We start from the raw sequence: 16839 nt of genomic DNA, 5'->3' as shown, positions 1-16839 counted from the left end.
GGCTCCCGCCCGCCCCGACACCGAAGCGCCCCCGCCCGGCACACGTCCGGCGGGGGCGCTTCGGCGTGTCCGCGCGTGCCCGGGGGAGCGGCCGGAAAGAAATGCCCCGGCGGTGAACCGAGCCACCCGCCGCGCCGTGCCGTTGACAGGGGAGGAGTGACACCGCCCCGCCGAAGCCGCGAACGATCCAAGGAGGCAATGTGGCCACCGACGCATCCCCGCCGTCGAAGGGCGACCCCGGCAACGCACCGGAGGCCGGGGCCGGGACCCGGCCCGGGACCCCCACGACGGAGGCGTACGTGGCGGTCCAGGAGAGCGAGGAGTTCGCCGAACTGCGGCACCGGTACCGCTCGTTCGCGTTCCCGCTGACCGTCGCCTTCATCGCCTGGTACCTGCTCTACGTCCTGCTCTCGAACTACGCGGGCGGGTTCATGGGCACCAAGCTGTTCGGCAACATCAACGTGGCCTTCGTCTTCGGCGTCGCCCAGTTCGCCACCACCTTCCTCATCGCCTGGCTGTACGCGCGGTACGCCGCCGCGAAGCTCGACCCCAAGGCCGAGGCGATCAAGTCCCGCATGGAGGCCGACGCATGAGCCCCGCCGCCCACCTCGCCGCCTCCGCGTCCTCCAGCGACCACCGGCCGCTGATCATCACCTTGTTCGCGCTCTTCGTGGTCGCCACCCTCGCCATCACCGTCTGGGCCGGCCGCCAGACCAGGAGCGCCTCCGACTTCTACGCCGGCGGCCGGCAGTTCACCGCCTTCCAGAACGGCCTCGCCGTCTCCGGCGACTACATGTCCGCCGCGTCCTTCCTCGGCATCGCCGGCGCCATCGCGCTGTTCGGCTACGACGGCTTCCTGTACTCGATCGGCTTCCTCGTCGCCTGGCTGGTCGCCCTGCTGCTCGTCGCCGAACCGCTGCGCAACTCCGGCCGCTACACGATGGGCGACGTCCTCGCCTACCGCATGCGCCAGCGGCCCGTGCGCACCGCGGCCGGCGCGTCCACCATCGTCGTGTCGATCTTCTACCTGCTCGCGCAGATGGCCGGCGCCGGCGTGCTCGTCTCGCTGCTCCTCGGCATCACCAGCGACGCCGGGAAGATCGCCATCGTGGCCCTGGTCGGCCTGCTGATGATCGTCTACGTCTCCATCGGCGGCATGAAGGGCACCACCTGGGTGCAGATGGTCAAGGCCGTGCTGCTCATCGCGGGCACGCTCCTGATCACCTTCCTGGTGCTGCTCAAGTTCAACTTCAACATCTCCGACCTGCTCGGCACGGCCGCCGACAACAGCGGCAAGGGCGCGGCCTTCCTGGAGCCCGGCCTGAAGTACGGCGCGACGGCCACCTCCAAGCTCGACTTCCTCTCCCTCGGCATCGCGCTCGTCCTCGGCACCGCCGGCCTGCCGCACATCCTCATCCGCTTCTACACCGTCCCCACCGCGCGGGCCGCGCGGAAGTCGGTGATCTGGGCCATCGGCATCATCGGCTCGTTCTACCTGATGACGCTCGCGCTCGGCTTCGGCGCGGCGGCCCTGATCAAACCCGAGGACATCACCCAGCAGAACCCGGCCGGAAACACCGCCGCACCCCAGCTCGCCGAGGTCATCGGCGGCGGCGTCGGGTCCACCGGCGGCGCGATCCTGCTCGCCGTCATCTCCGCCGTCGCCTTCGCCACCATCCTCGCCGTCGTCGCCGGCCTCACCCTGGCCTCGTCGTCGTCGTTCGCGCACGACATCTACGCCAACGTCATCCGGCGCGGGCAGGCCACCGAGAAGGAGGAGATGCGCGCGGCCCGCTGGGCCACCGTCGCCATCGGCGTCGTCTCCATCGGGCTCGGCGCCCTCGCCCGCGACATCAACGTGGCCGGCCTCGTCGCGCTCGCCTTCGCGGTCGCCGCCTCGGCGAACCTGCCGACGATCCTCTACAGCCTGTTCTGGAAGCGGTTCACCACCCGCGGCGCGCTGTGGTCGATCTACGGCGGCCTGGCCTCGTCGGTGCTCCTCGTGCTCTTCTCGCCGGTCGTCTCCGGCAACCCGAAGACCTCGATGTTCAAGGGCGTCGACTTCCAGTGGTTCCCGCTGGAGAACCCCGGGCTGATCTCCATCCCGCTCGGCTTCCTGCTGGGCTGGCTCGGCACCGTCCTCGGCAAGGAGCAGGCCGACAAGGGCAAGTACGCCGAGCTGGAGGTCAAGTCCCTCACCGGCACCGGCGCGCACTGACCCGGGCGCAGCCGATCGCACAGCACCACCCGGCGGGCCGTGTCGTGGAAACCTACGACCCGGCCCGTCCGCACGTCGTCGGATCATGACCCCGGCGATGTCGGACCCGTCCCGTAGGCTGTGAGGAGATCGCGGAACCGCCGGACGGGGACCCCCGCCCGGCCCCGGACCCGGGGAGGGGGCCCACGTGCTCATCGACACCTACGACCGAGTGGCGACGGATCTGCGGGTCTCGCTCACCGACCGCTGCAACCTCCGCTGCACCTACTGCATGCCCGAGGAGGGCCTGCAGTGGCTGGGCAGGTCCGACCTCCTCACCGACGACGAGATCGTCCGGCTGATCCGCATCGCCGTCCGCGAACTCGGCGTCACCGAGGTCCGCTTCACCGGCGGCGAACCGCTGCTGCGGCCCGGCCTGGTCTCGATCGTCGAGCGCTGCGCCGCCCTGGAACCCCGCCCCCGCATGTCGCTGACGACCAACGGCATCGGCCTCAAGCGCACCGCCACCGCCCTGAAGGCGGCCGGCCTCGACCGGGTCAACGTCTCGCTGGACACCCTGCGCCCCGAGGTCTTCAAGACCCTCACCCGCCGCGACCGCCACCGCGACGTCCTCGACGGCCTCGAGGCCGCCCGCGACGCCGGCCTCACCCCGGTCAAGGTCAACGCCGTCCTCATGCCCGGCCTCAACGCCGACGAGGCCCCCGACCTGCTCGCCTGGGCCGTCGAGAACGACTACGAGCTGCGGTTCATCGAGCAGATGCCGCTCGACGCGCAGCACGGCTGGAAGCGGGACGGCATGATCACCGCCGGCGACGTCCTCGCCTCCCTGCGCACCCGCTTCACCCTCACCGCCGAGGGCGAGGACGAACGCGGCTCGGCCCCCGCCGAGCGCTGGACGGTCGACGGCGGACCGCACACGGTGGGCGTCATCGCCTCCGTCACCCGCCCGTTCTGCCGCGCCTGCGACCGCACCCGGCTCACCGCCGACGGGCAGGTCCGCACCTGCCTCTTCGCCCGCGAGGAGACCGACCTGCGGGCCGCCCTGCGCGCCGACACCGGACCGGAGGGGGACGCGGAGATCGCCCGGCTCTGGAAGCTCGCCATGTGGGGCAAGAAGGCCGGCTCCGGGCTCGACGACCCGTCGTTCCTCCAGCCCGACCGGCCGATGTCCGCGATCGGCGGCTGAGGCAGACCCCTGCGGGGCCCTACGCCGGGCCCTCGCCCGGCCGCGCCTCCCGCGCCGCCTCCCAGTCCGCGAGCCGCACCACGTCCTTGAGGAACCCGCGCACCCCGAGGAACTGCGACAGGTGCTCCCGGTGCTCCTCGCACGCCAGCCACGTCTTGCGGCGCTCCGGCGTGTGCAGCTTCGGGTTGTTCCAGGCGAGCACCCACCGCGCGTCGGCCCGGCAGCCCTTGGCGGAGCAGGTGGGGGTGTCGAGCTGTTGGGGTCCGGCGGCGTCGAAGAGGTTCACCCCGCCACCCTAGAGGGGGCGGGGAAAGCCCCGGACAAAGGCGACGCCGGGCAGCCACGGGGGGAGCTGCCCGGCGTCGGTCCGTCGCTCCGACGGGGGATGCGGAGCGCGTACGAAGTATGGCACGGAGGGCCAGTTCCGGTGCACCGGAACCGCATGATTGATCTGAGCTTTTCTTGAGCTTTGCAGACCGCGGGCGGTCACCGCGGTTCGCCGCCTCCCCCGTCCGCGGGCCGGGCCCGGGCGCCTTCGCGGGCCTCCTCCCGGACGTCGTCCCCGCCGCCGGCCGCCGGGGGCGGCAGCATGGGCCGGGTGTGCGTGGGGATGAACCCCGAGAACGTGGACGGCAGGGTGGGGACGTTCTCCCGCCCCGCGTTCGCGATGACGACCGCCACGTACGGCAGCAGGATCCCCGCGGCCAGCGCGACGACCGCCACATGGCGCTCCACGTTCCACAGCAGGGCCGCCAGGATCACCGAGACGGTCCTGATCAGCATCGAGATCACGTAACGCCGCTGCCGGCCGCGGACGTCCTCGGCCAGGCCCTGCCGGGCTCCGGTGATCCGGAACACCCCGTCGTCGCGCTGCTTCCGCATCAGGTCGCCTCACCCCGGGTCTCGTGCCGGAACCACCCCGGTCCGGACGGAATCCACGGTACGCCCGGTATGCGCCGGGTTCGAGAGCGGGGCCCGTCTCCCGTGGGTGAGCAGCGTCCGGCGATGCCCGGACGGCCGTCCCCCGCATGCGTCGTAGGCGCATCGGACGGACACTGGCCGGGGAGCGGCAAGGGCCGTACGAGGAGGCGTTATGAGCTGGCTGTGGGCCATCATCCTGGGCCTCATCCTGGGTGTCATCGCCCGGATGATCCTTCCGGGCAAGCAGAACATCCCGCTGTGGCTGACCGTGATCTTCGGTGTCATCGGCAGCATCATCGGCAACGCCGTGGCGTCGTGGATCGGGGTCGACGACACCAAGGGCATCGACTGGATCCGTCACCTCCTGCAGCTGCTCGGCGCGATCCTCGTCGTCGGCGTGGGCGACGCGGTATGGAACTCGATGCGGCGCGGCAACAGAACCACCTGACGCCGTCCCCGCGGACGCGACACCGCACGCACGGACGAGGCCGGGCCCCCTTTCGCATCAGGGGCCCGGCCTCGTTTGTGTCGACAAAGCGATACGGCTGCCTGTCGACTAGCGGCCGGTCACCTCGACCGCCGCCAGGTTCTTCTTGCCCCGGCGCAGCACCAGCCACCGGCCGTGCAGCAGCTCCGACGCCTCCGGCACGGCGTCCTCGGCGGTCACCTTCACGTTGTTCACGTAGGCCCCGCCCTCCTTCACCGTCCGCCGGGCGGCCGACCTGCTCGCTGCGAGACCGACCTCCACCAGGAGGTCCACCACCGGGGCGAGCTCGGCGACCCGCGCGTGCGGCAGCTCCGACAGCGAGGCGGCCAGCGTCGCCTCGTCCAGATCCGCCAGCTCGCCCTGCCCGAACAGCGCCTTCGAGGCGGCGATCACGGCCGCGCACTGCTCGGGGCCGTGCACCAGCGCCGTCAGCTCCTCCGCCAGCGCCCGCTGCGCGGCCCGCGCCTGCGGCCGCTCGGCGGTCTGCGCCTCCAGCTCCTCCAGCTCCTCGCGGGAGCGGAAGGACAGGATGCGCATGTAGGTCGAGACGTCCCGGTCGTCCACGTTCAGCCAGAACTGGTAGAACGCGTACGGCGTGGTCATCTCCGGGTCGAGCCAGACGGCCCCGCCCTCGGTCTTGCCGAACTTGGTGCCGTCCGCCTTGACCATCAGCGGGGTGGCCAGCGCGTGCACCACGGCCTCGGGGTGCAGCCGGTGGATCAGGTCGAGCCCGGCCGTCAGGTTGCCCCACTGGTCGCTGCCGCCCTGCTGCAGGGTGCAGCCGTGGCGCCGGTACAGCTCCAGGAAGTCCATCCCCTGCAGGATCTGGTAGCTGAACTCGGTGTAGCTGATCCCGGCGTCCGACTCCAGCCGCTTCGCGACGGAGTCCTTGGCGAGCATCTTCCCGACCCGGAAGTGCTTGCCGATGTCCCGCAGGAACTCGATCGCCGACATCCCCGACGTCCAGTCCAGGTTGTTCACCAGGACCGCCCGGTTCTCGCCGTCGAAGTCCAGGAACGGCTCGATCTGGGCGCGCAGCCGCTCGACCCACTCCCGGATGACCTCCGGGTCGTTCAGCGTCCGCTCGGCGGTCGGGCGGGGGTCGCCGATCTGCCCGGTGGCCCCGCCGACCAGGGCCAGCGGCCGCAGCCCGGCCCGCTGGAGCCGCCGCATGGTGAGCACCTGCACCAGGTGGCCGACGTGCAGGCTGGCCGCCGTCGGGTCGAAACCGCAGTAGAACGTGACCGGGCCGTCCGCGAGCGACTTGCGCAGGGCGTCCTCATCGGTGGACTGGGCGAACAGCCCGCGCCACTTCAGCTCGTCGACGATGTCCGTCACGGTTCTCGTGTCTCCTCGGTTCGGGGTGAAGCTACGGAGCAGGCTACTTGATTCGCCAAATGACCCCATGTGTTCGGTTGAGCGCTAGCCGTGGTGCGTGTGGTGGGGCAGGAGGATCGGCTCGCGAGGTTCGGTATGGGCCGGCTGAAGCAGTGTTCGGCATGTACGGCGTTGAGCCGGAGGTCCCGCACCCGAATAGGACCGGGCGCGGGAAGAACTGCTGGAGGCTTCGTCACCCCGGTCACCGTTTTCGCCAGCCGCCTGTATGGGGTGCGGTCAGTGAAGAGCAAGCGGCGGCTGGCGGAGTTCGGGCAGTTCCCGGGCGGTGACGGGTGAGCGGGAAGCAGCCCTTTGCGCAGAATACGACCGCGCGGACGGCATCTGTCCGGCTGCCGGTTCGGGCCGGGGTCGATGAGCGGACCGGCGGGGTCCTCACCGGTTCGGTGCTGGCCGAGCGCGTCGGCTGGTGCATCGATCTGGTCTCCGCCATGGTCACTCTTCTCCTCACCGAGCACGGCAACGCCCGGGACATCGGTGTTCTGGCGGCTGGTCGGGACGCGGAGGGCAAGGTCCTGCCGTCCCGTGCGTGGGTGGCCTTGCGCCGGCTGGGCTGGATGGTCGAGGCCCCGGTGAAGGTGAACGACCGGATCGTGCGGATCGCGCAGGAGCAAGCCGGTCGGGCCCTGCGGTCGGCTCTCTGGCGGGCGGAGGTGGTAGCCGGTGTGCTGGCCACCTGGCCCGCCGATCCGTCCCGCCGCACCGAGCTGGAATGGGGACGCGTCCGCGCGGCCGTACCCGGCGGGGCGCACCTGCCGGCCGGCGTCATCAAGGCCCGTACCCGGCAGATCACCGAGTTTCGCACGACGCACGGCCGCCTGCCGGCCGACGTGTTCGAGGTCGAGAGCACCCCACGGGTGGCGCGGATGCTGCTGCTCGCCGCGTGCGACCGGCAGCAGGCCACCCTCGCCCGCGTCGACGGCGAGCCGGGCCGCGCCCTGCTGCGCCTGCAGCTGCCCACCCGCCCCGACCCCGCCTCTTACGCGGACTGGACCTGGGTGTCCTGCCCGATCAGCCTGCCCCCGACCGTCCCGGCCGACGCGGTCCTGCATCTGCCGACGCTGCGCGCGGAGGGTGGCGAGGTCGTGGCGGACCTGGCCTTCACGCACGCCGTTCCCAAGGCGGCCCGCACCGGGCACACGGTCGCGATCGGCGTCGACTGGGGGTTGAACACCTTGCTGTCGGCCGGCTCCGTCCGCCTCCACGACAGCGGGAAGATCACCGCTCTGGGGGCCGGGGGCCAGTACCGGGCGGCCGGTGTGCAGGCGAAGCTGCACCGGCTGCGCCGCCAGTCCGAGCACCTCCACGCGAAAGCCGCCCACTACAGCCGCCTCCTGGACGGCCGCCACGATCCCCCTCTGGCGGCGAAGGCGGACCTGCTGGTCCGGGAGATCGAGCACGTTGACGCCCGGCGTGCTCGGCTGAACGACGCGCTGGCCTGGAGCGCCGCCCGCTGGACTGTCGACCAGGCCGTGGCTGCCCGCGCCACGGTCATCTACCTCGAAGACCTCCGCTCCATGGAAGCCCGAGGCATGGGCCGCACGATGAACACGCGCCTGTCGCAGACCGTACGCGGGAAGATCGCCGAGCGGATCAGGCACCTGGCCGCCGAGACCGGCCTTGCCGTGGTCATCGTTCCCGCCCGGGGCACCTTCCGGCACTGCCCCCAGTGCCTGACCCCGCTCCGGCACCGCCAAGCCCCCGACCGTCCCACCGTACCGGGCTGGAAATGGGCCATCTGCCCTGACAACGGCTGTGGTTGGCAGGGCGACCGGGACACCGGGGCTTGGCGGCGCATCGCGGCACGAGGCCTGGCCCACCAGACCAAGACCGTCACCGACAAGACCACCGGCACCATGGTCATCCGCACGGTGGTCGACCAGCTCGAAACCCGGGCCGTCATCACTCCCACCACCCCGACCGGCCCCACCGACCACCGGGCAGACCGGTCCAAGACCGGCCCTACCGCGAAGACTTCACGCCCCGCGCCCCGGCGACGCGGGGCACCCTCCCCGACCGGCCCCCCGGGGCCGGTCGGCAAGCGTCCGGAGGGACACGCCCCCAAGGACCGGTACCGGCTGCCGCGCGCAGTCCACCGGCACCAGGACGTGACGACGACCAGCACCACCACGACCCGTGGCCGTCACCGGCCACGCGGAGCCGCACTCGGCGCGGGATTTCACCTCCACGCTCACGCGACCCCACCCCAGTGGTCGGAACCGATTCCGGACCCACAGTCCGACACAGGTTCCACAAAGCTGATCAGCGACGCTATACGCCCTGGCTGACCGAGCTCATGTTGAAGTCCGGCACCCGCAGCGGCGGCATCGCGGCGCGGGTGAACCAGTCGCTCCACTCCCGCGGCAGGGTCTTCTCGGTGCGCCCGGCCTGGACCGCCCGGCCGAGCAGGTCGACCGGCGACTCGTTGAACCGGAAGTTGTTCACCTCGCCGACCACCTCGCCGTCCTCCACCAGGTAGACCCCGTCCCGGGTCAGCCCCGTCAGGAGCAGCGTCGCCGGGTCGACCTCGCGGATGTACCACAGGCAGGTCAGGAGCAGCCCGCGCCCGGTGGAGGCGACCATCTCCTCCAGCGAGACGTCCTCGCCGCCGTCCAGGATCAGGTTCCCGATCGACGGGGCGACCGGCAGGCCCGTCAGGCCCGCGCTGTGCCGGGTGGCGAGCAGCCGGTCGAGCGCGCCCGCGCGCACCCAGTCGGTCGCCGCGAGCGGCAGCCCGTTGTCGAACACCGAGGCGTCGTCGCCGGAGCTGTGCGCGATGACGAACGGGGCGGACTCCAGGCCCGGCGCGTGCGGGTCGCTGCGCAGGGTCAGCGGCAGCTCGGTGAGCCGTTCGCCGACCCGGGTCCCGCCGCCGGCCTTGGAGAACACCGTGCGGCCCTCGGCGGCGTCCCGCGCGGCCGACGACCACAGCTGGTAGATCAGCAGGTCGGCCACGGCGGACGGCGGCAGCAGCGTCTCGTAGCGCCCGGCCGGCAGGTCGATCCGGCGCTCGGCCCAGGCGAGCCGCTGCCCGAGCTCGGCGTCGAGCGCGCCCGGGTCGACGTCCTTGAAGTCCCGCGTGGAGCGCCCGGCCCACGCGGAGCGCTTGCGGTCCGGGGACTTCGCGTTGACCTCGAGGGTTCCGTTGGGCTGGTCGTGCCGCAGCCGCAGGCCCGTCGAGGTCCCCACGTACGTCGACGTCAGCTCGTGGTTGGCGAACCCGTACAACTCGCGCCCGCCGGCCCGCGCCCGCGCGAAGGCCTCGCCGAGGGCCGGTGCGAACTCCGCGAACACGCTCGACGACGTCTCGGCGGGCACGTCGGTGAAGTCCGGCGACGCCGGGACGCCGGTCACCAGCGGCTGCGCGTCCTCCGCGGGCCCGGCCGACCGGGCGGCGGCCTCCGCGGCCCGCACCAGCGGCTCCAGCTCGTCCGCGGTCACCGCGGCCCGGGAGACCACCCCCGACGCCGTCCCCTCGCCGCCGTCCACCGTCGCGATGACCGTCAGCGTGCGCCCGCGCGTCACGCCGTTCGTCGTCAGCGCGTTCCCCGCCCAGCGCAGGTTCGCCGTCGACTCCTCGTCCGCGATGACGACGCACCCGTCGGCCCGCGACAGCTCCAGCGCCCTCTCGACGATCTCGTACGGCCTGGGTGTGCGGCTCATCGGCCCGCCTCCTGGGTGGTGTTCAAGATGTTGACGCCCCGGAACAGGGCGGAGGGGCAGCCGTGCGACACCGCGGCGACCTGGCCCGGCTGGGCCTTGCCGCAGTTGAACGCGCCGCCCAGGACGTAGGTGCGCGGGCCGCCGACCGCGGCCATGGAGCCCCAGAAGTCGGTGGTCGAGGCCTGGTAGGCGACGTCCCGCAGTTGGCCGGCGAGCCGGCCGTTCTCGATCCGGAAGAAGCGCTGCCCGGTGAACTGGAAGTTGTACCGCTGCATGTCGATCGACCAGGAGCGGTCGCCGACCACGTAGACGCCCCGCTCGACCCCGCCGATCAGGTCCTCGGTCGACAGCCCGGCCGGGTCCGGCCGCAGCGACACGTTCGCCATCCGCTGCACCGGCACGTGCCCGGGGGAGTCGGCGAACGCGCAGCCGTTGGACCGGCCGAGCCCGGTGAGCCGCGCGATCCGCCGGTCGAGCTGGTAGCCGGTCAGGATGCCGTCGCGCACCAGGTCCCAGGACTGCGCCTCGACGCCCTCGTCGTCGTAGCCGATGGTCGCGAGCCCGTGCTCGGCGGTCCGGTCGCCGGTCACGTTCATGATCGGCGAGCCGTAGCGCAACGTGCCCAGCTGGTCGAAGGTGGCGAACGAGGTGCCCGCGTACGCCGCCTCGTAGCCGAGCGCCCGGTCCAGCTCGGTGGCGTGGCCGATCGACTCGTGGATGGTCAGCCACAGGTTGGAGGGGTCCACGACCAGGTCGTAGCGGCCCGCCTCGACGCTCGGCGCGCGCATCTTCTCCGCGAGCAGCGTGGGGATCTCCGCCAGCTCCGCGTCCCAGTCCCAGCCGGTGCCGGTCAGGTACTCCCAGCCGCGGCCGGCCGGCGGGGCGATGGTCCGCATCGAGTCGAACTCGCCGGTCGTCTCGTCCACGGCGACGGCGGTGAGCTGCGGGTGGACCCGGACCCGCTGCTGGGTCGTGGTGGTGCCGGCGGTGTCGGCGTAGAACTTGTTCTCGTGGACGGTGAGCAGCGAGGCGTCCGCGTGGGCCACGCCGGGCGCGGCGAGCAGGCGGGAGCTCCACTCGGCCAAAAGCGCGCTCTTCTCGGCGTCGGGGACGGAGAACGGGTCGACGTCGTAGGACGAGATCCACGTCCGGTCGGCGTGCACGGGCTCGTCGGCGAGCTCGACCCGCTCGTCGGAGCCGGCCGCCGCGATGATCTTCGCGGAGAGCTTCGCCATGGCGACGGCCTGCGCGGCGACCCGGGCCGCGGCGTCCATCGTCAGGTCGACGCCGGAGGCGAAGCCGTACGTCCCGCCGTGCACGACGCGGACCGCGTACCCGAGGTCGGTGGTGTCCCGCGAGCCGGCCGGTCGGGCGTCGCGCAGCCGCCAGGAGGCGCTGCGCACGCGCTCCAGCCGGAAGTCGGCATGGTCCGCACCGAGCGCGCGGGCCCGCGCCAGGGCGGCGTCGGCGAGCTGCCGCAGGGGCAGCGCGAGAAACGCTTCGTCGATGGAATGGGGCACGCGGGTCTCCTCGTCGGTCGGCGCGGGGGCCGGAACAGGGGCGGTACCGGTCGGGGCCGGCCGGTCGCGACCGGCCCGCTCCGATCATGTCGTGCGGGCGCGGTCGGGGCCATGACTTTCTGTAGGGACCCGACAGGCTGTCGTGTGAGCCGCTGTCGGTGACGGATTCTCCGCCCCGGGGGTGGGGCGGATAGGTTTCCGTAGTCAGCCCACAGCCGCATCCGACGAAAGGGTGATCCGTTGAGCCGCTCGGTTCTCGTCACCGGAGGAAACCGGGGCATCGGCCTCGCCATCGCCCGCGCGTTCGTCGCCGCGGGCGACAAGGTCGCCATCACGTACCGCTCGGGTGACGCCGCGGAGCTCGCGAAGGAGGGCTTCCTGCCGGTCCGGTGCGACATCACCGACTCCGAGCAGGTGGACGCCGCCTACAAGGAGATCGAGGAGGCGCACGGCACCGTGGAGGTGCTCGTCGCCAACGCCGGGGTCACCAAGGACCAGCTGCTCATGCGGATGTCCGAGGACGACTTCTCCTCCGTCCTCGACACCAACCTCACCGGCACCTTCCGGGTCGTCAAGCGCGCCAACCGCGGCATGCTGCGGGCGAAGAAGGGCCGCGTGGTCCTGATCTCGTCGGTCGTCGGGCTGCTCGGCTCGGCGGGGCAGGCGAACTACGCCGCCTCCAAGGCCGGCCTGGTCGGCTTCGCGCGCTCGCTGGCCCGTGAACTCGGCTCGCGCAACATCACGTTCAACGTGGTGGCGCCCGGCTTCGTGGACACCGACATGACGGCTGTCCTGACCGACGAGCAGCGCGCCGGGATCGTCTCCCAGGTGCCGCTCGGCCGTTACGCGCAGCCGGAGGAGATCGCCGCAGCGGTGCGGTTCCTCGCCTCCGACGACGCCTCGTACATCACTGGAGCCGTCATCCCGGTTGACGGCGGACTGGGAATGGGTCACTGAACCATGGCTGGAATCCTCGAGGGCAAGAAGATCCTCGTCACCGGTGTGCTGATGGAGTCCTCCATCGCCTTCCACACCGCGAAGCTCGCCCAGGAGCAGGGCGCGGAGATCGTCCTGACCGCCTGGCCGCGGCCGACGCTGACCGAGCGGATCGCGAAGAAGCTCCCCCGGCCCGAGGACGTCAAGGTCCTGGAGCTGGACGTCTCCAACGACGAGCACCTCGCCCGGCTGGAGGGCCAGGTCCGCGAGGTGCTCGGCGACCGGCTCGACGGGGTCGTGCACTCCATCGGCTTCGCCCCGCAGGACGCGCTCGGCGGCAACTTCCTCAACACGCCGTTCGAGTCGGTCGCCACGGCGATGCACGTCTCGGCGTTCTCGCTGAAGTCGCTCACCATGGCGGTGCTGCCGCTGATGACGAACGGCGGCTCCGTCGTCGGCCTCACCTTCGACGCGCAGTTCGCGTGGCCGCAGTACGACTGGATGGGCCCGGCGAAGGCGGCGCTGGAAGCGACCAACCGCTACATGGCGCGCGACCTGGGCAAGCACGAGATCCGCTGCAACCTGGTCTCGGCCGGGCCGCTCGGCTCGATGGCCGCGAAGTCCATCCCGGGCTTCAGCGACCTGGCCGCGGTCTGGGACAGCCGTTCCCCGCTCGCCTGGGACCTCACCGACCCCGAGCCCACCGGCCGCGGCGTCGTCGCCCTCCTCTCGGACTGGTTCCCGAAGACCACGGGCGAGATCGTCCACGTGGACGGCGGGCTGCACGCGATCGGCGCGTGAATCCATAGCGGCGACGTCCGCCTGCGTGGCGGGTGCCCGCTACCGCGCGACGCCCCGTGCCTCACTCCGAGGTGTGGGGCGTCACCCGTTCGGCGGTCGGGGCGGGCGGCCGGGGCGGGGTGCGGTGAGGCTGGGGGGGACGAGAATCCTCCAGCCCCGGAGGTACCGCCCGTGCGCCGAACGCTCGCCCTGCTCCTGATACCGCTGCTGCTGCCGGTCGTGAGCTACGTGCTCCCGTACCGCACGGCCGGCTACGGCCCCGCGCGGGCCGAGCAGTACGCGGCCGACTGCCGGATCGCGTTCGACGGCTCGCGGGTCTCCGCGCTCTGCCACAACCCGAACGCCTGGACGGACCGGGTGCGGCTGCACATCGAGTGCGACTCCTGGTGGGACATCGACACCGACACCCGTCCGACCGACGTGGCCCCGGCGCGTACGGCGGAGGTCTCGGGCCGCTGCTGGCAGCAGGTCAGGAGCGCGTGGGTGAGCCACGAGAACCCCGAGGGCGCGCCGCCCCCGGCGTGACCTCAGCCCCGCGGCCGCCCTCCGCAGAAGGGGTAGCGCTCGGCCTCCCGCGCCGCGGTCTCCGCGTCGCCGTCCCGGATCGCGTCGACCAGGCGCGCGTGGTCCATGTGGTTCTCCGGCCGCAGCACGGCCCCGATGTCGCCCCGCAGCCAGTCCCGCAGCACATGGCCGAGGTCCGCGTACAGGGCGGTCAGGACGTCGTTGTGGGACGCGGCGACGACCGCCAGGTGCAGGGTCGCGTCGGCCTCGACGAAGGCCTCCGGGTCGCCCGCCTCCCAGGCCTCCTCCCGCCGGACGAGGAGCGCGTCGAGCTGCTTGAGGTCCTTCTCGGTACGCCGCCGCGCGGCGAGCCGCGCCGCCGACGACTCCAGCGTCGCCCGCAGCTCCGCGATGTGGCCGGGGTCCGCTCCGGTGAACCGCCGCTGCATGACGCCGGCGAGCTCGCTGGTGGCCACCACGTACGTGCCCGAGCCCTGGCGGATGTCGAGCAGGCCGTTGTGGGCCAGCGCACGGACCGCCTCGCGGACCGTGTTCCGGGCGACGCCCAGCTGCTCGACCAGCTCCGGCTCGGTCGGGATGCGGGAGCCGACCGGCCACTCCCCGGACGTGATCTGCTGGCGCAGCTCGGCGATCACCTGGTCGGAGAGCGCGGAGCGCCGCGGGCTGTTCATGGGCATGGAGGTCACCTTAGCGAAAGTGGACAACCAATCATCCCATGATTCTATGATGGTGCGCATGGCACCCGAGGAAACCCTGACGACGACCGCCGCCCCCGCGGCCCGGACCCCGCACCCGCGCGTCCCCGCCCCGGCCGGCTCCACCGAGGCGCGCCCCCGCCTCCCCGGCTGGATGCTGCGGCTCCTCGTCGTCGGCATCGTGCTCGCCGCGCTCAACCTCAGGCCCGCCATCACCAGCCTCGGCGCCCTCCTGGAGGAGGTCACCGGCGGCCTCGGCATGAGCGGCAGCCTCGCCGGCCTCCTCACCTCCGTGCCGCCGCTCTGCTTCGCCCTGTTCGGCTTCACCGCCCCGCGCCTGGCGAGCCGCTTCGGCCCCGGCGCCGTCGTCGCCACCGGCATGGTCGCGATCACCGCGGGGCTCGCGATCCGCCCGGTCGCCGGCGGCACCGCCGGGTTCCTCGCCCTCACCGCGCTCGCCCTGATGGGCATCGCGGTCAGCAACGTCCTGATGCCCGTCATCGTCAAGCGCTGGTTCCCCGACCGGGTCGGCACCATGACCGGCCTGTACTCCATGGCCCTCGCGCTCGGCACCTCGCTCGCCGCCGCGGCCACCGTGCCGATGACCGAGGCCCTGGGCGGCAGCTGGCAGCTCGGCCTCGGCGTCTGGGCCGTGCTCGGCGCGCTCGCCGCCCTGGTGTGGATCCCGCTGGCCCGCGACCGGCGCCCGGCCGCCGAGCGCGCCCCGGCGGCCCGCAGGGCCTCTGCCGCCGGCGCCGTCCGGGTCACCCGCAGCCGCACCGCGTGGGCGCTGGCGTGCTTCTTCGGCCTCCAGGCCACCGCCGCCTACGTCACCATGGGCTGGATGCCGCAGATCTTCCGCGACGCCGGGGTGCCGGCCGGCCGGGCGGGGGTGCTGCTCGCGGTCACCATGGTGATGGGCGTCCCGCTCGCCTTCGTCATCCCGCGGCTCGCCTCCCGGATGCGCAACCAGGGGCCCATCGTCGTCGCGCTCGGCCTGTGCGGCCTCGCCGGGTACGCCGGCCTGCTGCTCGCCCCCGCCGGCGGCGCCTGGGCCTGGGCCCTGCTGCTCGGCGTGTCCAACTGCGCCTTCCCGCTGGCCCTCACCATGGTCGGCATGCGGGCCCGGACCGGTGCCGGCACGGCCGCGCTCTCGGCCTTCGCCCAGAGCACCGGCTACCTGATCTCCATCCCCGGGCCGCTCCTGGTGGGCGTCCTCTACCAGCACACGGGCGGCTGGGACATCCCGATCGCGCTCATGGCCGGGCTGATGGTCCCGCAGATGATCGTGGGCGTGCTCGCCGGACGGGACCGCACCGTCGAGGACGAATGCTGAGGTGCGAGACTGGGGGCATGTCTCCCGTGCTCGAGCCCAACCCGAAGAACAGCCAGAAGAAGATGCTCCTCGTCTTCACCGCCATGCTCGGCATCACCGTCGTCATCGGCGTGATCGCCTCCATCGCCGCCCCGTAGCACCCGCCGACGGGGCGGGGAAGGGGGCTTTCCCCCGCATCCCCTAGGGGGCGGGGATCAGGGTCGAGTGGGTGGATCCCCGGATGGGCCGGGGAGCTGGGAATCCGTAGCGTGGTGGTCACGACGGCGACAGCTCCCAAGGCCCCAGGAGGCGGTCATGCAGGCCCCGACCCAGCAGCTCACCCCTCGGCTCGCCCCCGCCACCCGGCGGCCCCCGCTCGCCGCACCCGCGGCCGTACCGCGCGCGGAGACCACCCTGCCGTGGTGGGCCGTCGCCCTGCCCGTGCTGATCTTCCTGTCCCTGCTGTCCCTGACGGTCCTCCAGCGCACACCCTGAGTGGCGCCGGGTCCCACGGGGTGTGACGGGCGCCGGGCGTCAACACCCCGCGCCCCGTGGCCTGTTTCGTGCGAAGCTGGACCGTATGAGCGTCGCCGCATCCTCCGGTAGCACCGCCTCCGGACCCTCCGAGACCCGCAGGCTCGTCCTCCTCCGCCACTCCAAGGCCGACTGGAACGACGCCGCCGACCACGAGCGCCCCCTCGCCGACCGCGGCCGCGCGGACGCTCCCGTCGCCGGCCGCCGGCTCGCCGACACGGGCATCGACTTCGACCTGGCCCTGTGCTCGACCGCCGTCCGCACCCGGGAGACCTGGAAGCTCGCGGTCCACGAACTCTCCCACCGCCCCCGCACGGTCTACGAGGAGCGGATCTACGAGGCCTCGCCCGGCGAGATCATCGCCGTGCTGAACGAGACGCCCGACGACGTCGCCGACCTCCTCGTCATCGGCCACAACCCCGGGATGCACGCGGTCGCCGACCTGCTCTCCGGTGCCTCCGACGGCGACGCCATGGCGCGGATGACCCGCGGCGGCTTCTCCACCTCCGCCTTCGCCGTCGTGACCTTCACCGGTTCGTGGAAGACCCTCGAACCCGGCACGGCGACCCTCGCCGACTACTGGGCCCCGCACGACTGACGGGCCCGCCGCGCCCGCGCACGGGAGACGGCCCCGGGTCCGCGG

18 protein-coding genes are annotated in these 16839 nt (G+C 72.5%); 12 read left to right on the top strand and 6 right to left on the bottom strand.

The genetic code is table 11. The features are described 5' to 3' along the window. The first annotated feature begins 200 nt into the window (after positions 1 to 200). The 3 genes from ACFWEG_RS22785 (at position 201) to moaA (ending at position 3404) form a co-directional block, all read left to right on the top strand. Complete coding sequence (locus ACFWEG_RS22785) at positions 201 to 593, top strand: DUF485 domain-containing protein (protein ID WP_387218150.1); 393 nt, start codon at positions 201 to 203, stop codon at positions 591 to 593. Beyond that, positions 590 to 2218, top strand: a complete 1629-nt coding sequence (locus ACFWEG_RS22780; protein WP_387218147.1) for a cation acetate symporter — start codon at positions 590 to 592, stop codon at positions 2216 to 2218. The genes ACFWEG_RS22785 and ACFWEG_RS22780 overlap by 4 nt, the downstream gene beginning before the upstream one ends. 187 nt (positions 2219 to 2405) lie before the next feature. Beyond that, entirely contained in the window at positions 2406 to 3404 is a 999-nt protein-coding gene (gene moaA / locus ACFWEG_RS22775; RefSeq protein WP_387218144.1) for a GTP 3',8-cyclase MoaA, read from the top strand. Positions 3405 to 3423: 19 nt separating this feature from the next. Here the strand turns inward: moaA and ACFWEG_RS22770 are convergent, their stop codons facing one another. Then, complete coding sequence (locus ACFWEG_RS22770) at positions 3424 to 3690, bottom strand: hypothetical protein (protein WP_387218141.1); 267 nt, start codon at positions 3688 to 3690, stop codon at positions 3424 to 3426. A gap of 200 nt (positions 3691 to 3890) precedes the next feature. Further along, complete coding sequence (locus tag ACFWEG_RS22765; protein ID WP_387218139.1) at positions 3891 to 4286, bottom strand: DUF3099 domain-containing protein; 396 nt, start codon at positions 4284 to 4286, stop codon at positions 3891 to 3893. Positions 4287 to 4497: 211 nt separating this feature from the next. On the opposite strand from ACFWEG_RS22765, the gene ACFWEG_RS22760 reads away from it, so the two are divergent. Beyond that, positions 4498 to 4773 carry a GlsB/YeaQ/YmgE family stress response membrane protein gene (locus tag ACFWEG_RS22760; RefSeq protein WP_387218136.1) on the top strand — a complete coding sequence of 92 codons (276 nt, stop codon included), beginning with the start codon at positions 4498 to 4500 and terminating at the stop codon, positions 4771 to 4773. A gap of 108 nt (positions 4774 to 4881) precedes the next feature. Here ACFWEG_RS22760 and tyrS read toward each other — a convergent pair whose 3' ends face one another. Then, a complete protein-coding gene (tyrS, locus tag ACFWEG_RS22755; RefSeq protein ID WP_387218133.1) occupies positions 4882 to 6150 on the bottom strand; it encodes a tyrosine--tRNA ligase in 1269 nt (422 codons plus the stop codon). Positions 6151 to 6482: 332 nt separating this feature from the next. On the opposite strand from tyrS, the gene ACFWEG_RS22750 reads away from it, so the two are divergent. Then, the gene (locus ACFWEG_RS22750; protein ID WP_387218130.1) at positions 6483 to 8495 is read left to right on the top strand and encodes a transposase; all 2013 of its coding nucleotides are present in this window, start codon (positions 6483 to 6485) and stop codon (positions 8493 to 8495) included. Here the strand turns inward: ACFWEG_RS22750 and ACFWEG_RS22745 are convergent. Beyond that, the gene (locus tag ACFWEG_RS22745) at positions 8479 to 9870 is read right to left on the bottom strand and encodes a metallopeptidase TldD-related protein (RefSeq protein ID WP_387218127.1); all 1392 of its coding nucleotides are present in this window, start codon (positions 9868 to 9870) and stop codon (positions 8479 to 8481) included. The two genes, ACFWEG_RS22750 and ACFWEG_RS22745, sit on opposite strands and share 17 nt — an antisense overlap. Next, the gene (locus tag ACFWEG_RS22740; RefSeq protein ID WP_387218124.1) at positions 9867 to 11390 is read right to left on the bottom strand and encodes a TldD/PmbA family protein; all 1524 of its coding nucleotides are present in this window, start codon (positions 11388 to 11390) and stop codon (positions 9867 to 9869) included. Before ACFWEG_RS22740 ends, ACFWEG_RS22745 begins: the two co-directional genes overlap by 4 nt. Before the next feature lie 240 nt (positions 11391 to 11630). Here ACFWEG_RS22740 and fabG point away from each other — a divergent pair, with 240 nt between their 5' ends. The 3 genes from fabG (at position 11631) to ACFWEG_RS22725 (ending at position 13652) form a co-directional block, all read left to right on the top strand. Beyond that, positions 11631 to 12347, top strand: coding sequence for a 3-oxoacyl-[acyl-carrier-protein] reductase (gene fabG, locus ACFWEG_RS22735; RefSeq protein ID WP_387218121.1), 717 nt, complete (start codon positions 11631 to 11633; stop codon positions 12345 to 12347). A gap of 3 nt (positions 12348 to 12350) precedes the next feature. Continuing rightward, a complete protein-coding gene (gene fabI, locus ACFWEG_RS22730; protein ID WP_387218119.1) occupies positions 12351 to 13127 on the top strand; it encodes an enoyl-ACP reductase FabI in 777 nt (258 codons plus the stop codon). A gap of 171 nt (positions 13128 to 13298) precedes the next feature. Then, entirely contained in the window at positions 13299 to 13652 is a 354-nt protein-coding gene (locus tag ACFWEG_RS22725; RefSeq protein ID WP_387218115.1) for a hypothetical protein, read from the top strand. Positions 13653 to 13654: 2 nt separating this feature from the next. Here ACFWEG_RS22725 and ACFWEG_RS22720 read toward each other — a convergent pair whose 3' ends face one another. Continuing rightward, on the bottom strand, positions 13655 to 14329 hold the full coding sequence (locus ACFWEG_RS22720; RefSeq protein ID WP_387218112.1) for a FadR/GntR family transcriptional regulator: 675 nt from the start codon (positions 14327 to 14329) through the stop codon (positions 13655 to 13657). A 58-nt stretch (positions 14330 to 14387) separates the two neighbouring features. Here ACFWEG_RS22720 and ACFWEG_RS22715 point away from each other — a divergent pair, with 58 nt between their 5' ends. The 4 genes from ACFWEG_RS22715 to ACFWEG_RS22700 all read left to right on the top strand — a co-directional run bounded on the left by ACFWEG_RS22715 (position 14388) and on the right by ACFWEG_RS22700 (position 16794). Continuing rightward, a complete protein-coding gene (locus ACFWEG_RS22715) occupies positions 14388 to 15683 on the top strand; it encodes a CynX/NimT family MFS transporter (RefSeq protein WP_387218109.1) in 1296 nt (431 codons plus the stop codon). Next, complete coding sequence (locus ACFWEG_RS22710; RefSeq protein WP_387218106.1) at positions 15677 to 15820, top strand: SGM_5486 family transporter-associated protein; 144 nt, start codon at positions 15677 to 15679, stop codon at positions 15818 to 15820. The genes ACFWEG_RS22715 and ACFWEG_RS22710 overlap by 7 nt, the downstream gene beginning before the upstream one ends. Before the next feature lie 157 nt (positions 15821 to 15977). Beyond that, positions 15978 to 16157 carry a hypothetical protein gene (locus tag ACFWEG_RS22705; protein ID WP_387218103.1) on the top strand — a complete coding sequence of 60 codons (180 nt, stop codon included), beginning with the start codon at positions 15978 to 15980 and terminating at the stop codon, positions 16155 to 16157. Positions 16158 to 16242: 85 nt separating this feature from the next. Continuing rightward, the gene (locus ACFWEG_RS22700) at positions 16243 to 16794 is read left to right on the top strand and encodes a SixA phosphatase family protein (protein WP_387218101.1); all 552 of its coding nucleotides are present in this window, start codon (positions 16243 to 16245) and stop codon (positions 16792 to 16794) included. The last annotated feature ends 45 nt before the right edge of the window (positions 16795 to 16839 follow it).

The organism is Streptomyces sp. NPDC060194 (assembly GCF_042728285.1).
In the GTDB taxonomy this organism is placed as follows: Bacteria; Actinomycetota; Actinomycetes; order Streptomycetales; family Streptomycetaceae; genus Streptomyces.
This window is presented reverse-complemented; position numbering and strand designations above follow the sequence as displayed.